Below are 19,423 nucleotides of genomic sequence, written 5' to 3'. Positions count from 1 at the left end.
GGCTCACTGGCGCACCTCCGTGGCGGCAGGCGTCGGAGCGACGGCCGTCGGCAGTGCGGCATCAAATTCGGCCGTGGCATTGGGCGCCTCGTCCGGGTCCTGCGGAATCGGCAGCGGCGCAGCACTGCTACCCGGCTTGCCGCCCACCTTGCCTGCGGCCTGCGCGGCCAGCCACGACTGAATGTCGTCCGGCGGCACGTCCATCAGGCGCAGCGTGCCTTCCATCACGTGGTGGAAGACCGGTGCGGAAACCAGACCGCCGTACTGCAGCGAGCCCTGCGGGTCGTTGACCACGATCACCGCGGCGTAGCGCGGGTTGGTTGCCGGCACCACACCCGCGAACAGCAGGTTGTAGTGGCCGCGCTCGTAGCCATTGGGGCCGTTCTTGCGCGCGGTACCGGTCTTGCCGGCTACGTGATAGCCGAGGATCGCCGCCTGCTTGGCACCGCCATTGGTGACCACGGTTTCCATCATGCGCACGACCTCGCGCGCCACTTCCGGGTCGATGACCTGGCGCGCTTCGTTGCGCTGGCCCTTGATGAAGGTCGGCTGGATCACCTGCCCGCCATTGGCCAGCGCCGAGTACGCCTGGGCGATCTGCAGCGGCGTCACCGACAAGCCGTAGCCGTAGGACATGGTGGTCTTGGTGGTGCCATACCAGCTCGGGCTGCCCGGGCGCGCGACCACACCCGACGATTCGCCAGGGAAGCCGCTGTTCGGGGCGACGCCGTAGCCGAAGCCACGCACCGAGTCATAGAAGGTCTGGTCCGGGATGCGCGCCACGATCTTGGCCGCGCCGATGTTCGAGCTGCGGGTAATCACGCCGGTGACATTCAGCACACCGTTGTTACGCGGCACATCGCGAATGGTGTAACGACCCAGCGACATGTAACCCGGATTGGTGTCAATGATCGTGTCCGGCGTCACCACGTGGTTCTGCAACGCGGTGGCAATGGTCAGCGGCTTCATCGTCGAGCCGGGTTCGACCAGGTCGGTGACGGCGCGGTTGCGGCGGGTGTCCGGGGTCGCGCCACTGACCGAATTCGGGTTGTAGGTCGGCAGGTTGGCCATGGCCATCACTTCGCCGGTAGCCACATCCATGATCACGATGGAACCGCCAGCCGCCTTGTTGGTGGTGACCGCATTGCGCAGCTCGCGCATCGCCAGGAACTGGATGCGGCGATCGATGCTCAGGGTCAGGTCCTTGCCCGGCTCGGCAGGACGCACCAGATCGATGCTCTCGACAATCGCGCCCTTGCGGTCGCGGATGACACGCTTGGCGCCCGGCTTGCCGCGCAGCCATTCGTCGAAGGCCAGCTCCAGCCCTTCCTGGCCGAGATCATCGATGTTGGTGAAGCCGAGCACGTGTGCCATCGCCTCACCCTGCGGGTAATAGCGACGGAACTCGCGCTGCGAGAACACGCCCGGAATCTTCAGCGCGACCACCTGCTCGGCCACGTCCGGATTGATCCGGCGGCGCAGGTACATGAATTCCTTGTCGGCCTTCTGGGTCAGCTTGGTGGTCAGCTCATCCACCGGCAGCGACAGCGCGCGCGCCAACTCGGGAATACGCTCCGGCGCGCGCAGCAGTTCCTGCGGATTGACCCAGATCGATGCCACCGGCGTGGACACCGCCACCGGCTCGCCATTGCGGTCGGTGATCATGCCGCGCGAGGTCGGGATCGGCACATCGCGCAGGAAGCGGGCTTCGCCCTCGCGCTGGTAGAAATCGTTGTTGATCAGCTGCACGTAAGCCGCACGACCGACCAGCGTCACCGCACACAGACCCAGCCCCACGCCAACCATCAGCATGCGGTTACGCAGGTTGAACTGCGTGCGGGTACGGTTGCGGCTGGGCTTGTTCATGGCCGGATCACCACGATGTCAGCAGCCTCGGGGAACTTCATGCCGAGGCGGCCACGGGCTTCCTGGTCCACGCGCGTGGCCTGGGCCAGGGTGGCCTGTTCCAGTTGCAGGCGGCCGAACTCGATGTTGAGTTCGTCACGCGCGTGCTCCAGCTTGGACAGCTCGACGAACAGCTGGCGGTGGCGGTGGCGCATGAACACCACGCCGATTGCCGAGGCAATCGTGCATGCCAGCAGGACGATCAACAGCAGGCGGCTCATCCGGCCACCTCGCACTTCTGCGCCACGCGCAGCACGGCGCTGCGCGAGCGTGGGTTCATCGCCAGCTCGTCGTCATCAGCCTTGATGGCGCCGCCGATCAGTTCCAGCGTCGGCACGAAGGCCTGCAGTTCCGGCAGCCGGCGATTGGTCGGCGGCGCCTTGGCATGGCGGTTCATGAACTGCTTGACGATGCGGTCTTCCAGCGAGTGGAAGCTGATCACGGCCAGACGGCCACCGGGCTTGAGCCGCGCCATTGCCGCGTCCAGACCGGCTTCAAGGTCGGCCAGTTCGCGGTTGATATGGATGCGGATGGCCTGGAAGCTGCGCGTCGCCGGATGGATCTTGTCCTTGCCACGCGGCATCACCGAGGCGATCAGCTCGGCCAGTTCAGCTGTACGCGTGAACGGCTGCTTCTCACGACGGGCAACGATGGCGCGGGCGATGCGACGGCTCTGCCGCTCATCGCCATAGGTGAACAGCACGTCGGCGATTTCGCGGTCTTCGGCGCGGTTCAACCAATCCGCAGCGCTTTCACCCGAGTCCGGGTCCATGCGCATGTCCAGCGGGCCGTCCTTGCCGAAGCTGAAACCACGCTCGGCCACGTCGAGCTGCGGCGAGGACACGCCCAGGTCGAACAGAACGCCATCCAGACCGGCAGCGGTTTCGCTCCAGTCCAGCAGGTCGGCAAAGCTGCCGCGATAGATAGCGACACGGCTGTCCGGCGCGAAATCGCGCTCGGCCACGGCAATGGCCTCGGGATCCTTGTCCATCACCAGCAGGCGCCCTTCCGGGCCGAGCTGGCGCAGCACGCCGCCAGCGTGACCGCCACGACCGAACGTGCCATCCAGATAAGTACCGTTTTCGATCACCCTCAGGCCGTCAAGGACCTGGGTGTACAGCACCGGCAGGTGAGCCGCCGGCGGCTGCGACACCGGAGGGTGACCGGCCTGCGCTTCACCGCGCACCCGGGCACCCCGGCTCACAACTTCAGATCGAGAAGCCCATCGCCCAGATCCTCGTCAGACAACGTCTGCTGGATCAGTGCGCGATGCGCTTGCTCGCTCCACAATTCGAACTTCTCACCCATGCCCATCAGCACTGCTTTCTTCTCGATGCCCACCGCGCTGCGGTGACTGGACGGCAGGCTGATACGGCCATTGCCATCCAGTTCCAGATGGGCGGCCGAGCCGACAAGCTTCTGCTGCAGGGTGCGTACTACACGCTGGGTATTGGGCTTTGCCATTACGTCGTCCCGCACCCGCTCCCACTCCTGCTCTGAGTACAACCACAGGCAACCGGCTTCGAACGGGTTATAGGTCAGCACAAGGCGATTACCACTGGCGCGCGCAACCAGGTCGCGGTAGGCGGTTGGCACCGCCATGCGTCCCTTGTCGTCAACCGTGATGGCAGTCTCACCCTGAAACACGCCTGAGGCACCCGTTCGTTCGTTTTGCTTGGGAAGTCATTGAACCACGAAAAACCACAAAAAACCCGGTTTTCCCTCTGATGCCCACCTTAGCAGCGACCCTAGGGTTGTCAACAACTTTCCGCGCACAAAATCACGTGCCGCATCAATGGTTTGCGCCAATGTTTAGAGAGTTGTTCAAGGTTTATCCACAAGTTACTGTTTCGTCTCAAATTTTGAGATTTGTATGAAATTCAGTGGTGTAGAGGCCGCGTGAAAAGCGGGCCACGGCCCAGCCGCCATTCAGCCGCCGATGGCTGACAAGCGCGCAAAACGGCACACTCCGTGCATGTGTCTCGTCGCCCTCGCCTGGAAAACCCACCCGCACTGGCGCCTGTTCATGGTCGGCAACCGTGACGAGTTCCATGCCCGCCCCACCGCCCCCTTGCAGCGCTGGCCTCCCCCTCACGACAACGTGATTGCCGGCCGCGACCTGCGTTCGGGCGGCAGTTGGATGGGGGTGAATCTGCGCGGGCAAGCCGCCGTGGTCACCAATGTGCGTGACCCAAGCGCAGCTACAGGCGGACCTTCGCGCGGCGAACTGATCGCCAGCTACCTGGCTGGCGGACAGGGGGCCAAGGACTATGCCGACAACCTGGCCAGCCGGGCGCCAGCGTTTGCCCCCTTCAATCTATTGGTTGCCGACGCCGGGAATTGCAGCTATCTGGGCAACCACCCGTCCGCCCGGCAGGACCTGCCGCCCGGCGTGCACGGCATGTCCAACGGCGCGTTGGATGCGCCTTGGCCAAAGACCCGCCGTTTGATGGGCGTGCTTGAGGATTGGTTGACTGCTGGTGATGGCGGCCTGGAGCCACTCTGGGCGGCGCTGGCCGATGAGCAGCAGGCGCAGGACGCTCAACTGCCATCTACCGGCGTTCCACTGGAGTTGGAGCGATTGCTATCGAGCGCCTTCATACGTGGAACCGACTACGGCACCCGCGCCAGCACCATCGTGGCGATCGGCCAGGATGGCGGCGGTTTCATCCACGAACGCCGTTTCGGCCCGGATGGTGTGTATCTGGGGGAAACACGCATGGAAATTGGGAAAGAAGGCTTTGGCTCCTAGTCCCCTCCCTTTCGCCGCAGGCGAAGGGGAGGGTTAGGGAGGGGTGCTTTGGCTTTGACCCACAGCCAAAGCAACATCAAAAGCTCCCCCCATCCGCCCTTCGGGCACCTTCCCCCGCAGGCGGGAGAAGGGAAAGAAAAAACAGCAAGGCAAGAGCAACAGCCAAAGCCGCAACAAAAGCCAGCGCCAAAGCCAAAGCCAGCGCCAGAGCCAGAGCCAGAGCCAGAGCAAAAGCAAAAGCCACAATCAGAGCCAGAGCAGGAGCGGAAACCAGAGCAAAAGCCACAGCCACGCTCCTCCCCACCACGATGCGCAGCGAGCCAAGCACTAAATCCGAAGAGCAACAGCCCCCTTTAGTAAAGGGGGCGCGCCGACAGGCGCAGGGAATTGGAGGGCAGAGGCCCGGGGCCCAAAGTTTTGCGCTGCAAAACTTTGGGGCTTTCATCGCCCGCCAGGCGATGAAAGCGGCGGAGCCGGCCGATAAGCCGGGTTTTGTCGTGGACAGTCATTCCTCTAGGCGCTACGTCACCGCAACGCTCAAGCAACCTACCCGGACCCGACGCGGGCCACGCCATTAGGTCCCTATTTGGTCTTGCTCCAGGTGGGGTTTGCCGTACCGGTCTGTTGCCAGACTCGCGGTGCGCTCTTACCGCACCATTTCACCCTTACCACGCACCCGAAGGCCGTTCGGCGGTATCTTTCTGTTGCACTTTCCGTCGGCTCGCGCCGCCCAGGCGTTACCTGGCACCTTGCCCTGTGGAGCCCGGACTTTCCTCGGCATTCCCGAAGGAATGACGCGACTGTCTGGCCGACTCCGCCGCGCGCATTGTCGCACGTCCAGCAGCTGACCGGCCGATCATTTCATTCAGCTGCATCCAGTTGGTAACGCAACGGTCGTACCCCCGCCTCTGTAAAAGAGAGGAGCCAGCCTTCATGCAGGATATCGACCTGTTGGAAGTCAGCATGCGCGCCGCCCTCCTGCAATTGCCGCGACAGTTCATCCAGGGCCGCCAGCGCCCAACTGCGCAACACCGCTGGATCGGCATCTTCAACAAAGGCCACCCGCGGCAACGGCCAGTTGTCGTACAACAGCAACACATTGCGCGACTGCCGCGCGAAGCCAGGCTTGTGCAGCACCTGACGCTTCTTCTCCACCGCCCAGCGCATCACATCCACCCATAACCGCTCCGGCTCATCCCCCGACCACGGGCTGCCCTCATAGGTGTCGGCCAGCAACTGACGCAGCAGCGGGCTGTCCCACTCAGCCCGCGCCTCCTCGGCGCGCCGCTGCGGTACCGGCCGCACCCAACCAGAATTGACGCCGTGCAACTTGGCCTGTACCTGCTTGAAGGCCTCGGGTACCACCTCCATGCATTCCACGCCGACCCGGACATCGCCGGCGTCCACCATGAAGTCAGGGCTTTCGCGCTTGGCCACCCGTAGCGGATAAACCAGCTCCGACGCCCAGGCATTCAACCAGCGCACCATCATCCAGCGTTCGCGCTGGGTCTTGATCTCGCCGCCGGTCCCGCCCGCCAGCGGGTGCTCGCGCAGGTCCAGTTGCTGGCGCAGGCTGGCAGCATCGGCCGCCGCCCACATCGCCTCAGTCGTTGCTGCCCTGTCCATACAAGGCCTTGCGCGGCGCGCCGCTCAGTTCGGCCGCCAGCTTGGCGGCAGTGGAAGGCGGCAGGTGCTCGTTCAATTTGGCGTAAAGGCGACGGCCTTCGGCAATCCTGGCCTGCTCATCGTCGCCAGCACCCTGCACCATCACCACGAACTCGCCCTTGCGCTGGTTGTCATCGGCCAGCACCTTGGCCAGCAATTGCTCCAGGCTGCCATCGAGCACGGTCTCGAACAGCTTGGTCAGCTCACGCGCCACCACCGCCGGCCGCTCGGCACCGAACGCACCCACCATGTCGGCCAGCGATTCGGCGATTCGGTGCGAGGACTCGTAGAACACCAGGGTGCCGGTCTCGGCCGCCAGTTTGTTGAGACGCTCGCGGCGGGCCGCGCCCTTGGCCGGCAGGAAGCCTTCAAATACGAAGCGATCGCTGGGCAATCCGGCCACACTCAAGGCAGCAATTGCCGCGCAGGCACCTGGGATTGGACTGACTCTGACCCCCGCCGCACGCGCCGCACGCACCAGGCGAAAGCCCGGGTCGCTGACCAGCGGCGTGCCGGCATCGCTGACCACCGCCAACGACTCGCCGCCCAGCAGGCGTGCCACGACACGTTCGGCCATCGCCTCTTCGTTGTGGTCATGCAGGGCCACCAAGGGTTTGCTGATGCCGAAATGCGAGAGCAACTGACCGGTATGGCGGGTGTCTTCCGCGCAGATGGCGGCCACCGAACGCAGCACCTCCTGCGCGCGCGGGCTCAGATCGGCAAGGTTGCCGATCGGCGTGGCAACGACATACAAGGTGGCAGCAGCAGTACTCATCATCGGTATTTCCGTGGGCCAAGGGTAGAATCGTACCGTTTCCCCCGCCCGGCACTGCCGCGCCCTGTCGAACGGACCTTAAATGAACAAGCCAGTCGCACGGATTTCCGCCCTGTCATTGTCGATGCTGCTGTTCGTCGGCTGCGCCACCACCAGCGTTGCCCCGACCAGCTCGCCCGCCCAGCAGGCAGCCATCGCCCTGCTCGAGCAGGGCAAACCGCGCGATGCCGCGCAGCAACTCGAAGCCCAGGCAGCACTGGTACGCGGTGCCGGCAAGAGCCCATTGCTGGCCGACGCCGCCTTTGCCTGGCACGAAGCCGGTGACAGCGCCCGCGCACGGATGCTGATGGCACAGGTGCAACCGCGCCAGCTGTCCGCTGCGACCCGCCAGCGCTTCAACCTGCTGCAGGCCGAGCTGGCGCTGGGCGACAAGCAGCCGGCCACGGTGCTGCAGGTACTGACCGAGAACCCGGCATCGCTGCCGGCACCCTTGCAGGCGCGCTGGTACCTGGCCCGGGCGCAGGCACTGGAAACCACGGGCGATGCCTTTGCCGCGGCTGCCGAGCGCGCCCGTGCCGGCACCCTGCTCAATGGCACCGAGCGCAATGACAACCAGCGCGCCATCACCCGCCTGCTGGCCGGCCTGAACGACGCCACCCTCAGCAGCCGTGCTGCTGCGCTGCCAGTCGGCGATCCGCTCTACAACCACGCCGGTCGCGCCATGATCGGCCGCGGCTTGCCGCTGCCGCGGCCGTTCGACCGCGATAGCGCCGCGCAGCTGGATACCAGCAAGCGCCCGGCCGCCGATCCCGATGGCTATCGTCCGCCGGTGAAGATGGCGGTACTGCTGCCGCTCAGCGGCAACCTGGCCGCTGCCGGTGCCTCGGTCCGTGACGGCCTGCTGGCCGGCTACTACGGCGAAAGCCGTCGTCGCCCGCCCATCGACTTCATCGATACCAAGGGCACGGCCAGCGGTGCTGGCGCGGCCTACGACAAGGCGGTCGGCAACGGTGTCGACTTCATTGTCGGCCCACTCGGCCGCGACGAGGTGGATGCGCTGTTCCACCGCAGCGAGCTGCCGGTGCCGCTGCTGGCCCTGAATCGCGGCAAGGACGCGCCGCCGCCAGGCAACGCCGCCTTCTCGCTGGCACCCGAGGACGATGGCCTGATGGCCGCCGAGTACCTGCTCGGTCGCGAGCGCCGCAACGTGCTGGTGATCGCCAGCAGTGACGATGCCGGGCGTCGCTCCAGTGGTGCCTTCAAGGAACGCTTCAGCGAGCGTGGCGGCAAGATCGCAACCACCATCACTGTCGGCGAAGTGCCTGCCGACATCACCGCGCAACTGCGCCAGGCAACCGGCGTCGACGCGATCCTGCTCGCAGTCAAGGGCAACCAGGCGCGCGTACTGGCGCCGCAGTTGGCCTTGGCCGGATTGGCCGGCGTCAGCCGTGTCGGCACCTCGCAGTTGACCGCAGGCACTGGCAAGGCCGAAGACGACGTCGCCCTGGATGGCATCGCCTTCCCGACCGAAGCCTGGAACAGCCGTGGCGTGGCCGGCCTGCCGGCCGCTGCCAGCGTCGCCACCACCCTGCCAACCGCACGCGGCGGTGCGGGTCGCCTGTTCGCCTTCGGCTACGACGCCTGGAAGATCACCGCTTATATGGAAAAGCTGGCCACCAGCACCAGTGGCGGCCTCAGCGGTGCCACCGGCACCCTGCATCTGGACGGTTTCGGCAACGTGTTGCGCACGCCGGCCTGGTCCACCTTCAGTGCCGGCCGCCCGGTCGCTATCGGTGATGGCCGCTGAGCAGAGTGAACGCGGCGCAGCGGTGGAAGCCGCTGCCCGTGTGCTGCTGGAGAACGCTGGCCTGCAGTGGCGGGCCAGCAACGTTCGCTTTCGCGGCGGCGAGCTCGACCTGGTGATGTACGACCGCAGCACCGCCAGCCTGGTTTTTGTCGAAGTGCGCTATCGGCGCTCGCTCGGCTTTGGCGGCGGCGCAGCCTCCGTCGACATCAACAAACGCCGCAAGCTGATTCGCGCCGCGCAGCTTTACCTGAGCCAACACCCTGCACTGGCCAACAGCCCCTGCCGCTTCGATGTGGTCGAAGCCAGCGGCGAGCCTCCCCGCCTGAACTGGATACGCGACGCCTTCCGCGCCGACGACTGTTGATGCCAAGCATATTCACCCACGCCGCGGTCCCGCTTGCACTGTGGTGCGCCAGCGAACGCGGACGTATTTCCACCCGGCTGCTGGTCACCGGCGTTGTCGCAGCGATGCTGCCCGATGCCGATGTACTGGCCTTCGCCCTGCATGTCCCCTATGCCGATGCCTTTGGTCATCGCGGCGCCAGTCACTCACTGTTGTTCGCCACGCTGTTGGCGGCCTTGGCAACCGCCTTTGCCAGCACGCTGCGCGCAAGCCGCCTGCAGGCTGCCACATTCGTCTTCATCTGCGCGTTGTCGCACCCGTTGCTGGATGCGTTGACATCGGGCGGCCTTGGTGTCGCGCTGTGGTGGCCATGGAGTGATCAACGCCTGTTCGCGCCTTGGCGACCCATCCGCGTGTCACCGTTCGCCAACAACTTCTTCAGCGCCCGTGGCCTGCAGACCGTGCTGTCGGAACTGCGCTGGGTGTGGCTACCACTGCTGGTCGCCGTTATCGGCTGGCGCTCGATCCAGCACCGTACCCCCGAGGCACGCCAAACCCCATGACCCTCCTGCCCACGGCTTTCGCACAAACCCTGTCGCAACTGCTCGGTGACGACTGGCGCACCGACGCCGCAGCGCTGAAAGCGCACGCGCAGGACAACTCCTGGCGGCACGCCTTGCCACAGGGCGTAGCCATGCCCAGCACGCGCGAACAGGTGCAGGCCATCGTCCGCGCCTGTCGCGCGCACGGCGTGCCGTTGGTCGGACGCGGCACCGGCACCGGCACCACCGGCGCCGCGGTAGCCACGGCCGGCGGCATCGTGTTGTCGTTCGCGCGCATGAACCGCATCGTCGCGATACGACCGGGTGATCGCTGCGCGGTGGTCGAGCCCGGCGTGCTCAATGGCGACCTGCAACACGCCCTGATGCCGCATGGCCTGTTCTGGCCCCCGGACCCGTCCAGCGCCGACATCTGCAGCATCGGCGGCAACCTGGCCTGCAATGCCGGCGGCCCGCGCGCGGTGAAGTACGGCACCAGCCGCGACAATGTACTGGGGCTGGTCGCGGTTACTGGTACCGGCGAGTTGATCCACTGCGGCGGACCCTATACCAAGGACTCGACCGGCTACGACCTCACCCACCTGCTGGTGGGCAGCGAAGGCACGCTGGCGCTGATCGTCGAAGCCACGCTCAAGCTCACTCCCCGCCCACGCAGCCAGGCCGGCCTGCGCGTGCTGTATCGCGACGCGGAGGCGGCGGCCGCCGCGGTGTCACGGGTGATGGCGCAACCGGTGACGCCAACCACATTGGAGTTCATGGACGCACGCAGCCTGCAGCTGCTGCGCCACAACGGCGCGCAGGTGCCCGACGCCGGCGCGATGCTGCTGATCGATGCCGACGGCGATGAGGACACCCTGCCCTACCTGCTCAATGCACTGGCCGAAGCCGCCGAAGGCGACGGCATGCTGGCGCTGGATGTGGCCACCGATGGCAGTGCACGTGACAAGCTGTGGGCGGCACGGCGTGCACTGTCGCCAGCGCTGAAGACCATCGCGCCGGGCAAGATCAATGAAGACGTGGTGGTGCCGGTATCGCAGATTCCCGCACTGGTGGAAGGCGTGCAGCAATTGTCGGCACAGGCCCGGCTGCCGATCGTCACCTTTGGCCATGCCGGCAACGGCAACCTGCACGTCAACATCCTCTATCACCCGGACGACGCCGACGAAAACGCACGCGCGCATGGAGCCCTGCCCAAGGTATTTGCGCTGGCCCTGCAGCTGGGTGGCACCTTGTCGGGAGAGCATGGCATTGGCCTGGCCAAACGCGACTTCATGGCGCAGGCATTTTCGGCAAGCACGCTGGCAACCATGCGCGCCATCAAGCAGGCGCTGGACCCGGACGGCATCCTCAATCCGGGCAAGGTGTTGCCGGAGGCGTAGCGCTGGGCTGGCTGTAGTGCCGAGCCATGCTCGGCAGGGGTCTCACAAGCGCAACGTCGGAAGATTCACTGGCTTCGCGGCTTACCCCGCTCCCACAACCAGCACCATCGCAGGCTCAGGCAATTGCTTCGGCGTAACGGCAGGACAGCAATGCCTTGATCAGGAAATCGACCTGGCTGGTCTCGCGGGCGTCCACCCACATCACCGGCAGGCGGTGGCCTTCGCCGGCCAGGGCATTGCGGAATTCACTGAAACTGAAATCGGGCTCGCGGTCCTGGCAGGTCACGCCCACCGCGAAACAGGCTTCCGGTGCCAGACCACGGAAGCGCTCCAGCAGTGTCAACGTACTTGGCAGCGCGCGCGGGTTGAGTGCGCTCACAAGTACGATCACGCCAATGGCCCCTTCCGCCACGATAGGCCACATGAAGTCCAGATAGGCCTGCCCCGGCACGCCATAGACATGCAGCAACTCGCCGTCACCCAGTTCAATGGAACTGTAATCCAGCGCCACCGTGGTGTGGGACTTGTCCTCGAATGCCTCCAGCGCTGCCTCGTCGCTGATCGGCATTTCGGTGCTGATCGGTTCCATGTCCGAGATCGACCGGATCGCAGTCGTTTTACCCGCACCCATTTCACCGACAAAAACCAACTTGGTTGCCATAGCCGTCAGACCTGAAGCCCCTTGGAAAAGTTGAGCCCGAATCGCTTGGCGATACGTGTGAAGAAGCCGGACACCTTGTTGCCGGCACTACGCGCCGGTGCCGGGGCGGCGCCACTGCCATCCAGCAATCCGGTACACGCCGCCGCCGCCATGATACGGGCAATATCGTCCAACGACGTGCCCGTCGCCTGGGCCAGTTCGCCCGGTTGCCATGGCCGTATCATCATCGCCGCCATCGGCAGCAGCCATTGCATTGGCAATTTGCCGGTCTCCACCTCGGGCCAGCCGCGCAGCTGGCAGGGGTTGGTGGTCTCGCGCTGCAACAGCGGTTCGGGCGAAAGAGCGGCCGCCTGCCAGCAGAAGTCCTCGAAGGCATGGGTGCTGACTGCGTCAGCCATTCCTTCATCCAGCGCCTCGTTGCTGCCCAGCACCGACACGGTCCAACCGGGCTCAGCGGCGGCCTTCAGGCAGTTCTCATAGGGCAGATCACGCAGCAACGTCACCCGCGTGTGCGAGGCATCCATCAGTACCTTGACCAGGCCCATATGCAGCAAGCAGGGTTTGCCGCGGGTGTCCCCGAGGCTACGGAACAGCGTGCGCGGCTGGAAACGCTCACCACTGCTGTCCGATGCCAGCAGTATCTGCCGCAACTGCTGGAAAATATCGCGAACGCTGGCGCCGTAAGCCACGCCGGGAATGGTGAGGCCCGACAGCATCCTGCGTGTCACCGCCAGCACTGGCAGCCCCTGCTGGCTTGCCTCGCGCAACAACTGCTGGCCGTTGCTGTCATCGATACAGGCCACCAGCAGATCCACCTGCTGGTGATTCCACTCCTGCACCTCCGCCTGGATGTACTCGGCCATCAGCAGCGAGCTGGCAACCTTCAGTCGCATCATGTGCAGGACATCCAGGCCCTGACAGCCAATCACGGCGGCGGAAATCTTGCGGACAGGTGCAGTCATGGTGTCGATGACGTCTGTGAGTCGAAGCGCTAGCGACGTGCCGCTGCTCCATCATGGAGCAGCGACATGTCATCGCATCACTTGAAATCGAGCGTCTGTTCGAACGACTTCAACTCATGACGTGCCAGCGCCAGGTTGGCGCGCGAACGGTCCAGCACCACGTACAGGAACAGGTCCGCGTTGCTTTCCAGCGGGCGGATCAGGTGGTACTGCTTGGTCAGGGTGATCAGGATGTCTTCGATCGCATCGGTGATGCCCAACGAGGCGGCAACGCGGCGCTTGGCGCGCACCACTTCGGTATTGCCGGCAGCAGCAACTTCCAGATTGACCGGGCCACCACCCAGCATGCCCAGGGCCATGCCGCTGTCACTGTCGACCAATGCCGCACCGACGAAACCCGCAATTTCATTCAACTTGTCCAGCTTGACGTTCCCAGCCATGTGATTCTCCGTTCCTGATCGATTGTTATCCAAGTGTCGCGTGCAGCCAGGCCGTTGTGCGGCACTGGCAACACGTCTGATTGTCTTACCCGAACTTACTCACCCGCGCCGACTCCCTGGCATGCCAGGCGAACCGCGACGCAGTTGATTTACAGCAAGAGAGTTACAACAACACCTTGATCCGCGCCGCGGCATCGCGAGCGGCATACAGCAGGATGGCAAGGGAGGTATCGGCATGGCCGAGCGCGGCCAGCGTATAGGGACGGTCCGCGGCAACGCGGACCAGCACCATGCTGCCCTGCGAGGTGGACATGGTCACGTAGTCGGCCGCTGTCAGGCCGAGTTCGCGCGACAAGGTTTCCCCTAGCGTCAGGAAAGAATTGCTCATCGCCGACAAGCGTCGTGGATCCAGCTTGTTCAACGAACGGTGAGCAATGGCACGGCCATCTGCCGTGGAGACCAGCAGCATGGAAATGCCGGCGTTGCTGTTGATGACGGTATCGAGTGCTGTGTCCAAGGCACGGCTGTCCACCGTGACCGAGGGCGTACCTACATCACTCATCTTCGCCCTCACTTTTTCCAACGTTGCCGATTCCACCACCGCTTCCCCCTGTTTGCCGTCGCTGGATGCAGACTCTCGATTGCATCAAACCGCGACTTCCATCACGAATGAGATGGTAAATATGAATACGTGGACGCCGCGTGAACACTGAAATCCAGCTTACTGCGAGCGGGGCTCCCCCTCAGGTCCCGAAGCTTGAAAAGTGGTTGTAGCCTTGTCTTGATGCCACCAGCACACCGCCCTCCTGGTTGATCACCTGTACCCCCGTTCCGGCTCGAATATAGCCAATCCGGGTAAGCGGAACTGCTACGGATGCCATGGTTTCGTGCAGCACCTGGCGCAGCGCCGGCGGTGCGGTGAAACACAGCTCGTAATCGTCGCCAGCACCGATACGCAAGGTAGTGAAGCTCTTACACAAGCCTGCCTGCTCTGCCGCCGGTGAGGCTGGCAGCGCCGCCTCCAACACGTCCGCGGCAACCCCGCTGCGTGCGCAGATGTGGCCCAGGTCGGCCAGCAGCCCATCGGACACGTCAACCGCCGCAGTCGCCAAACCCTGCAAAGCAAGGCCAAGTTCAACCCGTGGCGTCGGCCGCGCAAGACGCAGGCGCAGATGCTCCAGCGCCGCATCACCCGCGCTGCGACTGACATCCAGCGCCTGTTGTTGCCACAACGCCAGGGCCAGCCCAGCCTCACCGGGCACGCCACTGACCCAGATATCGTCGCCAACCTGTGCACCATCGCGGCGCAGCGCCTGCCCTGCAGTCACCTGGCCCATCGCGGTGATCGAGATCGACAAGGGTCCACGGGTGGTGTCGCCGCCGATCAAGGCGATACCGTGAAGGTCGGCAAGCGGGAAGAAACCTTCAGCAAACTGGTCCACCCATTGCGCACTGGCATCCGGCAGTGACAGCGACAAACTGCACCAGGCCGGTTGCGCGCCCATCGACGCCAGATCGGACAGATTCACCGCCAGGGCTTTCCAACCGATATCGGCTGGCGGGGTTTCCGCAGGAAAGTGCACACCGCTGTTGAGGGTATCGGTGGTCACCACCAGTTGCTGGCCGGCAGCCGGCTGCAGCAGCGCGGCGTCATCGCCGATCCCCAAGACGATGTCCGCGCGCGCAGCGGTACGCCGGCGGATACGCTCGATCAGGCCAAACTCATCAAGACTCATGATCGCACTCCCCAAAAAACGACAGCGCCGGTGCCGATGATGCCGGCCCGGCGCTGCAGAACATCCGTCGTAGCAAAGCCGCCGTCGGCGGTTACTGGCTGGATTCGGTCTTGCGCCACTCCAGCGCAGCACGGTCAAGCACGCCGTTGACGTAGGTGTGACCGTGCTCGGAGCCGAAACGCTTGGCGGTTTCGATGGCTTCGTTGATCACCACGCGGTAAGGCACATCCTGGCGATAGCGCAGCTCGTAGGCGGCCACGCGCAGCACCGCGCGCTCGATGGCATCCACTTCTTCCACCGCACGGTCGACGAACGGGGCCAAGGCCTCGTCCAGGTCACGGCGGTTGTCCAGCACGCCACGCAGCAGGCCTTCAAAGTAGGCCAGATCGGCGATCTCGTGGGCCTGTTCGTGGGCGAACTGGGCCAGCAGCGACTCGGCGTTGCCGCCGGAGATCTGCCAAGCGTAGATCGCCTGCAGGGCGCGGCGGCGTGCGCGCGAGCGCAAGACCGGGTCGATGCCGTCACGGCGGACGGGTTTTCCGGCAGGCTTGCCGTTGTTCTTGTTGCTCACGGCAACTTCTCCAGAAGATTGACCATTTCCAAGGCCGCCTTCGCGGCCTCCGTACCCTTGTTGCCATGGCTGCCGCCCGCACGCGCGTCGGCATCCTCCTCACGCTCCACCGCCAGCACACCGTTGAGCACCGGCACGCCGAAATCCAGCTGCGCGCGCATCAGGCCTTCGGCACAGCAATCGGATACATGCTCGTAATGACGGGTGTCGCCGCGGATCACGCAGCCCAGGGTGATGATTGCCGAATGATGGCCAGCCGCAGCCAGGCGGGCCGCTACCAGCGGGATCTCCCAGGCGCCCGGCACACGCACCACATCGATGGCCTCCTCACTGACACCGCTGCCGGCCAGGAATTCGCGGGCACCAATGACCAAGGTATCGGTGATACGCGGGTTCCACATGCTGGCAACGATGGCGAAACGGGCCGAATCCGGCGGGAGGAGATAGCCTTCGTAGTGGCTCATAGGGGGCAGGACTCCAAAAGGTGGGTAAGTTTACCGCGCGCGGGCTTTACAGGAGCGGCACGAAAGCAGCGGAAGGGCTGACGCCTGCGGGAACGCGCCATGCGACCTCTCCTCTCCTCGCCCCTTCCCTGCGCCTTTGACGCCGGGAAGGGGAACAAGGGCGATGGGACAGGATGCGTGCACAACCTGTCCGCGACCGCCTCAGACCTGGACGGTCTCGACGATCTCCAGGCCGTAACCGGCCAGGCCGATCTGCCGGCGCGGGGTCCCGAGCACACGCAGCTTGCCCAGGCCCAGGTCCGACAGGATCTGGGCGCCGGCACCGTTGCGGCGCCACTGGCCCACATCCTTGTCCTTGCCCGGGATGACCGGCGCCGGCTGCTGGCGCAGGCGGGCCAGCAGCGCGTTGGTATCGCGCGGTGCCGACAGCACCACCATCACGCCAGCACCCGCGGCATCAATGGCGCGCAGCGCATCGGTACTGGCCACGCCGAAGTCATCACGCCGCCAATGCAGCAGGTCGGCCAAGGGATTCTCCACCTGCACCCGTACCAGGGTCGGCGTGTCCTTGTCCGGGGTGCCGCGGACCAGCGCGAAATGCAGGTCGTTGGCGATGCGGTCACGGTAGGTAACCAGCTTGAAAGCGCCGAACTCGGTGTCGATCTCGCGCTCGTCCACACGCTCTACGGTGTGCTCGGTGGCCAGTCGGTAGGCGATCAGATCTGCGATGGAGCCCATCTTCAAGCCGTGCTCGCGGGCGAACACTTCCAGCTCGGGGCGGCGCGCCATGCTGCCATCGGGATTGAGGATCTCCACCAGCACGCCGGCCGGCTCCAGCCCGGCCAGCATGGCCAGGTCGACGCCGGCTTCGGTGTGGCCGGCGCGGGTCAGCACGCCGCCCGGCTGGGCGATCAGCGGGAAGATATGGCCCGGCTGGTGCAGGTCGGACGGCTTGGCATTGGCCTTCACCGCGGTGCGGATGGTGTGGGCCCGGTCATGCGCGGAGATGCCGGTGGTCACGCCTTCGGCGGCTTCGATGCTGACCGTGAAATTGGTCTGGAACTGCGCGGTATTGGCCTGCACCATCGGCGCCAGGCCGAGGTCGGCGGCACGGGTGCGGGTCAGCGGCAGGCACACCAGGCCGCGGCCATGGGTGACCATGAAGTTGATGTCCGACGGCTTGACCAGCTCGGCGGCCATGATCAGGTCGCCTTCGTTCTCGCGGTCCTCGTCATCGACGATGACCACCATGCGACCGGCGCGGATCTCTTCCAGCAATTCGGGGACGGGGGCGAAATTCATTGTGCGGCTCCTTGGCCCAGCAGGCGCTCGACATAACGGGCGACCAGATCGATTTCCAGGTTCACCGCGCTGCCGACGCCGGTGGCGGAGAACGCGGTATTGGCGACGGTGTGCGGGATCAGCGCGACCTCGAAGCCCTCGTCATCGGCGTCGTTGACGGTGAGGCTGACGCCATCCACGCAGATCGAGCCTTTCTTGGCGATGTACTTCAACAGCGGCTTGGGTGCGGCAAAGCGCCAGCGCAGCGCGCGCGCATCCTCATGGATGGACAGCACCTTGCCGAGGCCATCGACATGGCCGCTGACCAGGTGGCCGCCGAGACGGTCGGTGGGGCGCATGGCGCGTTCCAGGTTGATCACCGCATCCTCGGCGAGGTCGCCGAGCGTGGTCAGGGCCAGGGTTTCGGTTGAGGCATCGGCCTTGAAGCTGCTGCCGTCAAAGTCGATGACGGTCAGGCAGACACCGTTGACGGCGATGCTCTCGCCCATCTGCACTTGTTCGAACGGCAGGTTGCCGACATTGAAGGTGAAGCGGACATCGCCGCCGATGGGTTCGCGTGCAGCCAGACGGCCGACGCCTTCGATGATTCCAGTAAACACTAACGTTCTCCGCGATATGTGAGCGAAAAACGCCGCAAGGCAAACAGGCGCACGGACCCCGCAAGAGGCCCGAGACACCGTCTTCTTTCATCCGGACTATGACCGTCGGCTCCGGTATCTGACCGGATCTGCTGACCTCCGGCCGGGCATCCGTACATGTACGGCCCTTGCTGGAGCGCTCGCGGGCTCATGCAGCACCGCTATCGCGGACCTGCACCTACCGCCGGTGGGGAATTGCACCCCGCCCTGAAGACGTTTGTGAGTGCCGGCGAACCGGCCCGTCGATTGTACCAGCGCCACTTCAGGCTGGCCCTTGGCCGGGCTGAACAAGTGCTTCCCATCCGTGGAACACGGTGGCGGGAGCCTTCGCACCGAGGAGCAGGCAGCCCCAGGCTTTGCGATCACGCCCTGCCGCGGGACAGCAGGCAAACAGGCAGGATCAGCCGATGAACATTGGGATCGTTCTGAAAATGACCACGTATCCAGAACAGGGCCGAGATGACTCAACAGCGGCTTCATCGCCAAAATAAGCACTAAAGTCGCCAAACATCTGGAAAAACAATCAATTTTCCGCTGATCATCCAAAATCATTGCTCGGTGACACGACTTGCCATATGTGAAAATTTCGTTAGACTGCGCCCGCCGTTACATGACGTGACGGTCCCGGCCCGCAATGGGCTGGTTGACACGGATATCGCACCGAAGAGGATTCCATGCGCAAGACCCTGATTCTGGCCGCCATGCTGGCAGCCGCACCTGTTGCCGCCTCCGCTGACGAGCTGAGCTACACCTACGCCGAAGCAGGCTGGACCCAGGTCCAGATCAACGACAACGACCTGAACGACCCGAGCCTGGACGGCGCCTACCTGCGCGGTTCGTACGATATCGCCGACAAGGTCAACCTGTTCGCCGGTTATTCGCAGGTCCGCAAGTCGGTGAACTGGGGCAATGGCGTGCGTTCGAAGTTCCAGCTGGGCCAGCCGGAGCTGGGTGCCGGTTACCACATGAACATGAGCGAGCGCGTCGACTTCACCGCCGACATCGCCTGGCTGCGTCTGAGCCTTGAAGAAAAGGTCAGTGGCGCCGGCGAGTTCAATGGCACCTACAAGGACCACACCAACGCCGGTCGTGTGACCATCGGCCTGCGTGGCAAGCCGTCGGCACGGACCGAAGCCTGGATCAAGGGCGGCGCCCTTGATGGCAGCGACATGGACACCGAGTTCGTCGGCGTGCTGGGCGGCCAGGTCAAGTTCAACAAGACCTGGGGCGTGGTTGCTGAAGGCCAATGGCAGGGCGACTTCGCCCAGTATTCGGTCGGCGTGCGCGCCAGCTTCTGATCCGGCCTTACCGGGTTTAATGCAGCGGGGGCCGAAAGGCCCCCGTTTTTATTGCCCGGCTTACAGCCTGCGTGGTTCACGTAGTGCCGAGACATGCTCGGCAAGTCATTACCGCTAAAGCCCCCTGCCCCCCCTGGCTCGGCACAAAAGACGGTAGCATTGAGG

Annotated in this window: 22 protein-coding genes, 1 other RNA gene and 1 riboswitch; of the genes, 6 read left to right on the top strand and 17 right to left on the bottom strand. The window is 64.7% G+C overall.

Going from position 1 to position 19,423, the window contains the following annotated elements:
* Positions 1–3: 3 nt before the first annotated feature.
* The 4 genes from AC1VXC_RS09075 to mraZ are packed head-to-tail and all read right to left on the bottom strand — an operon-like array spanning position 4 to position 3,552.
* Complete coding sequence (locus AC1VXC_RS09075) at positions 4–1,866, bottom strand: peptidoglycan D,D-transpeptidase FtsI family protein (protein ID WP_313172327.1); 1,863 nt, start codon at positions 1,864–1,866, stop codon at positions 4–6.
* Positions 1,863–2,126, bottom strand: coding sequence for a cell division protein FtsL (ftsL, locus tag AC1VXC_RS09070; RefSeq protein ID WP_057633384.1), 264 nt, complete (start codon positions 2,124–2,126; stop codon positions 1,863–1,865). Before ftsL ends, AC1VXC_RS09075 begins: the two co-directional genes overlap by 4 nt.
* On the bottom strand, positions 2,123–3,091 hold the full coding sequence (gene rsmH / locus AC1VXC_RS09065; RefSeq protein WP_481538729.1) for a 16S rRNA (cytosine(1402)-N(4))-methyltransferase RsmH: 969 nt from the start codon (positions 3,089–3,091) through the stop codon (positions 2,123–2,125). The genes ftsL and rsmH overlap by 4 nt, the downstream gene beginning before the upstream one ends.
* 14 nt (positions 3,092–3,105) lie before the next feature.
* Positions 3,106–3,552, bottom strand: a complete 447-nt coding sequence (gene mraZ, locus AC1VXC_RS09060; protein ID WP_057627453.1) for a division/cell wall cluster transcriptional repressor MraZ — start codon at positions 3,550–3,552, stop codon at positions 3,106–3,108.
* A 328-nt stretch (positions 3,553–3,880) separates the two neighbouring features.
* Between mraZ and AC1VXC_RS09055 the strand changes: the two genes are divergently transcribed.
* Positions 3,881–4,657, top strand: coding sequence for an NRDE family protein (locus tag AC1VXC_RS09055; protein ID WP_481538720.1), 777 nt, complete (start codon positions 3,881–3,883; stop codon positions 4,655–4,657).
* A 76-nt stretch (positions 4,658–4,733) separates the two neighbouring features.
* On the opposite strand, the gene AC1VXC_RS09050 is transcribed toward AC1VXC_RS09055, so the two are convergent.
* The 4 genes from AC1VXC_RS09050 to rsmI form a co-directional block, all read right to left on the bottom strand.
* Positions 4,734–4,943, bottom strand: a complete 210-nt coding sequence (locus tag AC1VXC_RS09050; protein WP_481538719.1) for a hypothetical protein — start codon at positions 4,941–4,943, stop codon at positions 4,734–4,736.
* A gap of 179 nt (positions 4,944–5,122) precedes the next feature.
* Positions 5,123–5,473, bottom strand: an RNA gene (gene rnpB, locus AC1VXC_RS09045) — RNase P RNA component class A.
* A gap of 45 nt (positions 5,474–5,518) precedes the next feature.
* Positions 5,519–6,283: a hypothetical protein gene (locus AC1VXC_RS09040; protein WP_481538718.1), complete on the bottom strand. Its 765-nt coding sequence runs from the start codon at positions 6,281–6,283 to the stop codon at positions 5,519–5,521.
* A complete protein-coding gene (gene rsmI / locus AC1VXC_RS09035) occupies positions 6,261–7,097 on the bottom strand; it encodes a 16S rRNA (cytidine(1402)-2'-O)-methyltransferase (protein ID WP_481538717.1) in 837 nt (278 codons plus the stop codon). Before rsmI ends, AC1VXC_RS09040 begins: the two co-directional genes overlap by 23 nt.
* Before the next feature lie 82 nt (positions 7,098–7,179).
* On the opposite strand from rsmI, the gene AC1VXC_RS09030 reads away from it, so the two are divergent.
* From AC1VXC_RS09030 to AC1VXC_RS09015, 4 genes are read left to right on the top strand one after another with little or no spacing between them, the layout of a single operon-like run.
* Complete coding sequence (locus tag AC1VXC_RS09030; protein WP_481538716.1) at positions 7,180–8,904, top strand: penicillin-binding protein activator; 1,725 nt, start codon at positions 7,180–7,182, stop codon at positions 8,902–8,904.
* On the top strand, positions 8,894–9,268 hold the full coding sequence (locus tag AC1VXC_RS09025; RefSeq protein ID WP_313172340.1) for a YraN family protein: 375 nt from the start codon (positions 8,894–8,896) through the stop codon (positions 9,266–9,268). Before AC1VXC_RS09030 ends, AC1VXC_RS09025 begins: the two co-directional genes overlap by 11 nt.
* Positions 9,268–9,810 carry a metal-dependent hydrolase gene (locus tag AC1VXC_RS09020; RefSeq protein ID WP_481538715.1) on the top strand — a complete coding sequence of 181 codons (543 nt, stop codon included), beginning with the start codon at positions 9,268–9,270 and terminating at the stop codon, positions 9,808–9,810. Before AC1VXC_RS09025 ends, AC1VXC_RS09020 begins: the two co-directional genes overlap by 1 nt.
* Positions 9,807–11,186 carry an FAD-binding oxidoreductase gene (locus AC1VXC_RS09015; protein ID WP_481538714.1) on the top strand — a complete coding sequence of 460 codons (1,380 nt, stop codon included), beginning with the start codon at positions 9,807–9,809 and terminating at the stop codon, positions 11,184–11,186. The genes AC1VXC_RS09020 and AC1VXC_RS09015 overlap by 4 nt, the downstream gene beginning before the upstream one ends.
* Before the next feature lie 115 nt (positions 11,187–11,301).
* On the opposite strand, the gene AC1VXC_RS09010 is transcribed toward AC1VXC_RS09015, so the two are convergent.
* From AC1VXC_RS09010 to AC1VXC_RS08970, 9 genes are all read right to left on the bottom strand, one after another.
* Positions 11,302–11,856, bottom strand: coding sequence for a GTP-binding protein (locus AC1VXC_RS09010; protein WP_313172650.1), 555 nt, complete (start codon positions 11,854–11,856; stop codon positions 11,302–11,304).
* Positions 11,853–12,809, bottom strand: a complete 957-nt coding sequence (locus AC1VXC_RS09005) for a hypothetical protein (RefSeq protein ID WP_481538713.1) — start codon at positions 12,807–12,809, stop codon at positions 11,853–11,855. Before AC1VXC_RS09005 ends, AC1VXC_RS09010 begins: the two co-directional genes overlap by 4 nt.
* A 77-nt stretch (positions 12,810–12,886) precedes the next feature.
* Positions 12,887–13,249: a roadblock/LC7 domain-containing protein gene (locus AC1VXC_RS09000; protein WP_313172347.1), complete on the bottom strand. Its 363-nt coding sequence runs from the start codon at positions 13,247–13,249 to the stop codon at positions 12,887–12,889.
* Between the two features lie 163 nt (positions 13,250–13,412).
* Positions 13,413–13,811 carry a roadblock/LC7 domain-containing protein gene (locus tag AC1VXC_RS08995; protein WP_313172349.1) on the bottom strand — a complete coding sequence of 133 codons (399 nt, stop codon included), beginning with the start codon at positions 13,809–13,811 and terminating at the stop codon, positions 13,413–13,415.
* Positions 13,812–13,992: 181 nt separating this feature from the next.
* Positions 13,993–14,985 carry a thiamine-phosphate kinase gene (thiL, locus tag AC1VXC_RS08990; protein WP_481538712.1) on the bottom strand — a complete coding sequence of 331 codons (993 nt, stop codon included), beginning with the start codon at positions 14,983–14,985 and terminating at the stop codon, positions 13,993–13,995.
* Positions 14,986–15,076: 91 nt separating this feature from the next.
* The gene (gene nusB / locus AC1VXC_RS08985) at positions 15,077–15,556 is read right to left on the bottom strand and encodes a transcription antitermination factor NusB (protein ID WP_481538711.1); all 480 of its coding nucleotides are present in this window, start codon (positions 15,554–15,556) and stop codon (positions 15,077–15,079) included.
* Positions 15,553–16,020 carry a 6,7-dimethyl-8-ribityllumazine synthase gene (ribH, locus tag AC1VXC_RS08980; RefSeq protein ID WP_313172355.1) on the bottom strand — a complete coding sequence of 156 codons (468 nt, stop codon included), beginning with the start codon at positions 16,018–16,020 and terminating at the stop codon, positions 15,553–15,555. Before ribH ends, nusB begins: the two co-directional genes overlap by 4 nt.
* Before the next feature lie 201 nt (positions 16,021–16,221).
* Positions 16,222–17,322 carry a 3,4-dihydroxy-2-butanone-4-phosphate synthase gene (ribB, locus tag AC1VXC_RS08975; RefSeq protein ID WP_313172358.1) on the bottom strand — a complete coding sequence of 367 codons (1,101 nt, stop codon included), beginning with the start codon at positions 17,320–17,322 and terminating at the stop codon, positions 16,222–16,224.
* Positions 17,319–17,921: a riboflavin synthase gene (locus tag AC1VXC_RS08970; protein ID WP_313172360.1), complete on the bottom strand. Its 603-nt coding sequence runs from the start codon at positions 17,919–17,921 to the stop codon at positions 17,319–17,321. The genes ribB and AC1VXC_RS08970 overlap by 4 nt, the downstream gene beginning before the upstream one ends.
* Before the next feature lie 75 nt (positions 17,922–17,996).
* Positions 17,997–18,179, bottom strand: a riboswitch (FMN riboswitch).
* A gap of 455 nt (positions 18,180–18,634) precedes the next feature.
* On the opposite strand from AC1VXC_RS08970, the gene AC1VXC_RS08965 reads away from it, so the two are divergent.
* Entirely contained in the window at positions 18,635–19,258 is a 624-nt protein-coding gene (locus AC1VXC_RS08965; protein WP_313172362.1) for an outer membrane beta-barrel protein, read from the top strand.
* Positions 19,259–19,423 lie beyond the last annotated feature (165 nt).

It is taken from the genome of Stenotrophomonas sp. STEN033 (genome assembly GCF_056856655.1).
Note: the sequence above shows the minus strand (reverse complement) of the source record. Positions and strands in the feature narration are given on the sequence as shown.

Coding starts and splice junctions, on each gene's coding strand:
- AC1VXC_RS09030 (WP_481538716.1), top strand. CDS start 7,180: ATGAACAAGCCAGTCGCACGGATTTCCGCCCTGTCATTGTCGATGCTG.
- AC1VXC_RS08995 (WP_313172349.1), bottom strand. CDS start 13,811: ATGAGTGATGTAGGTACGCCCTCGGTCACGGTGGACAGCCGTGCCTTG.
- AC1VXC_RS09005 (WP_481538713.1), bottom strand. CDS start 12,809: ATGACTGCACCTGTCCGCAAGATTTCCGCCGCCGTGATTGGCTGTCAG.
- AC1VXC_RS08965 (WP_313172362.1), top strand. CDS start 18,635: ATGCGCAAGACCCTGATTCTGGCCGCCATGCTGGCAGCCGCACCTGTT.
- AC1VXC_RS09055 (WP_481538720.1), top strand. CDS start 3,881: ATGTGTCTCGTCGCCCTCGCCTGGAAAACCCACCCGCACTGGCGCCTG.
- ftsL (WP_057633384.1), bottom strand. CDS start 2,126: ATGAGCCGCCTGCTGTTGATCGTCCTGCTGGCATGCACGATTGCCTCG.
- AC1VXC_RS09075 (WP_313172327.1), bottom strand. CDS start 1,866: ATGAACAAGCCCAGCCGCAACCGTACCCGCACGCAGTTCAACCTGCGT.
- AC1VXC_RS09040 (WP_481538718.1), bottom strand. CDS start 6,283: ATGGACAGGGCAGCAACGACTGAGGCGATGTGGGCGGCGGCCGATGCT.
- rsmI (WP_481538717.1), bottom strand. CDS start 7,097: ATGAGTACTGCTGCTGCCACCTTGTATGTCGTTGCCACGCCGATCGGC.
- AC1VXC_RS09000 (WP_313172347.1), bottom strand. CDS start 13,249: ATGGCTGGGAACGTCAAGCTGGACAAGTTGAATGAAATTGCGGGTTTC.
- AC1VXC_RS09025 (WP_313172340.1), top strand. CDS start 8,894: ATGGCCGCTGAGCAGAGTGAACGCGGCGCAGCGGTGGAAGCCGCTGCC.
- ribB (WP_313172358.1), bottom strand. CDS start 17,322: ATGAATTTCGCCCCCGTCCCCGAATTGCTGGAAGAGATCCGCGCCGGT.
- thiL (WP_481538712.1), bottom strand. CDS start 14,985: ATGAGTCTTGATGAGTTTGGCCTGATCGAGCGTATCCGCCGGCGTACC.
- AC1VXC_RS09015 (WP_481538714.1), top strand. CDS start 9,807: ATGACCCTCCTGCCCACGGCTTTCGCACAAACCCTGTCGCAACTGCTC.
- ribH (WP_313172355.1), bottom strand. CDS start 16,020: ATGAGCCACTACGAAGGCTATCTCCTCCCGCCGGATTCGGCCCGTTTC.
- AC1VXC_RS09020 (WP_481538715.1), top strand. CDS start 9,268: ATGCCAAGCATATTCACCCACGCCGCGGTCCCGCTTGCACTGTGGTGC.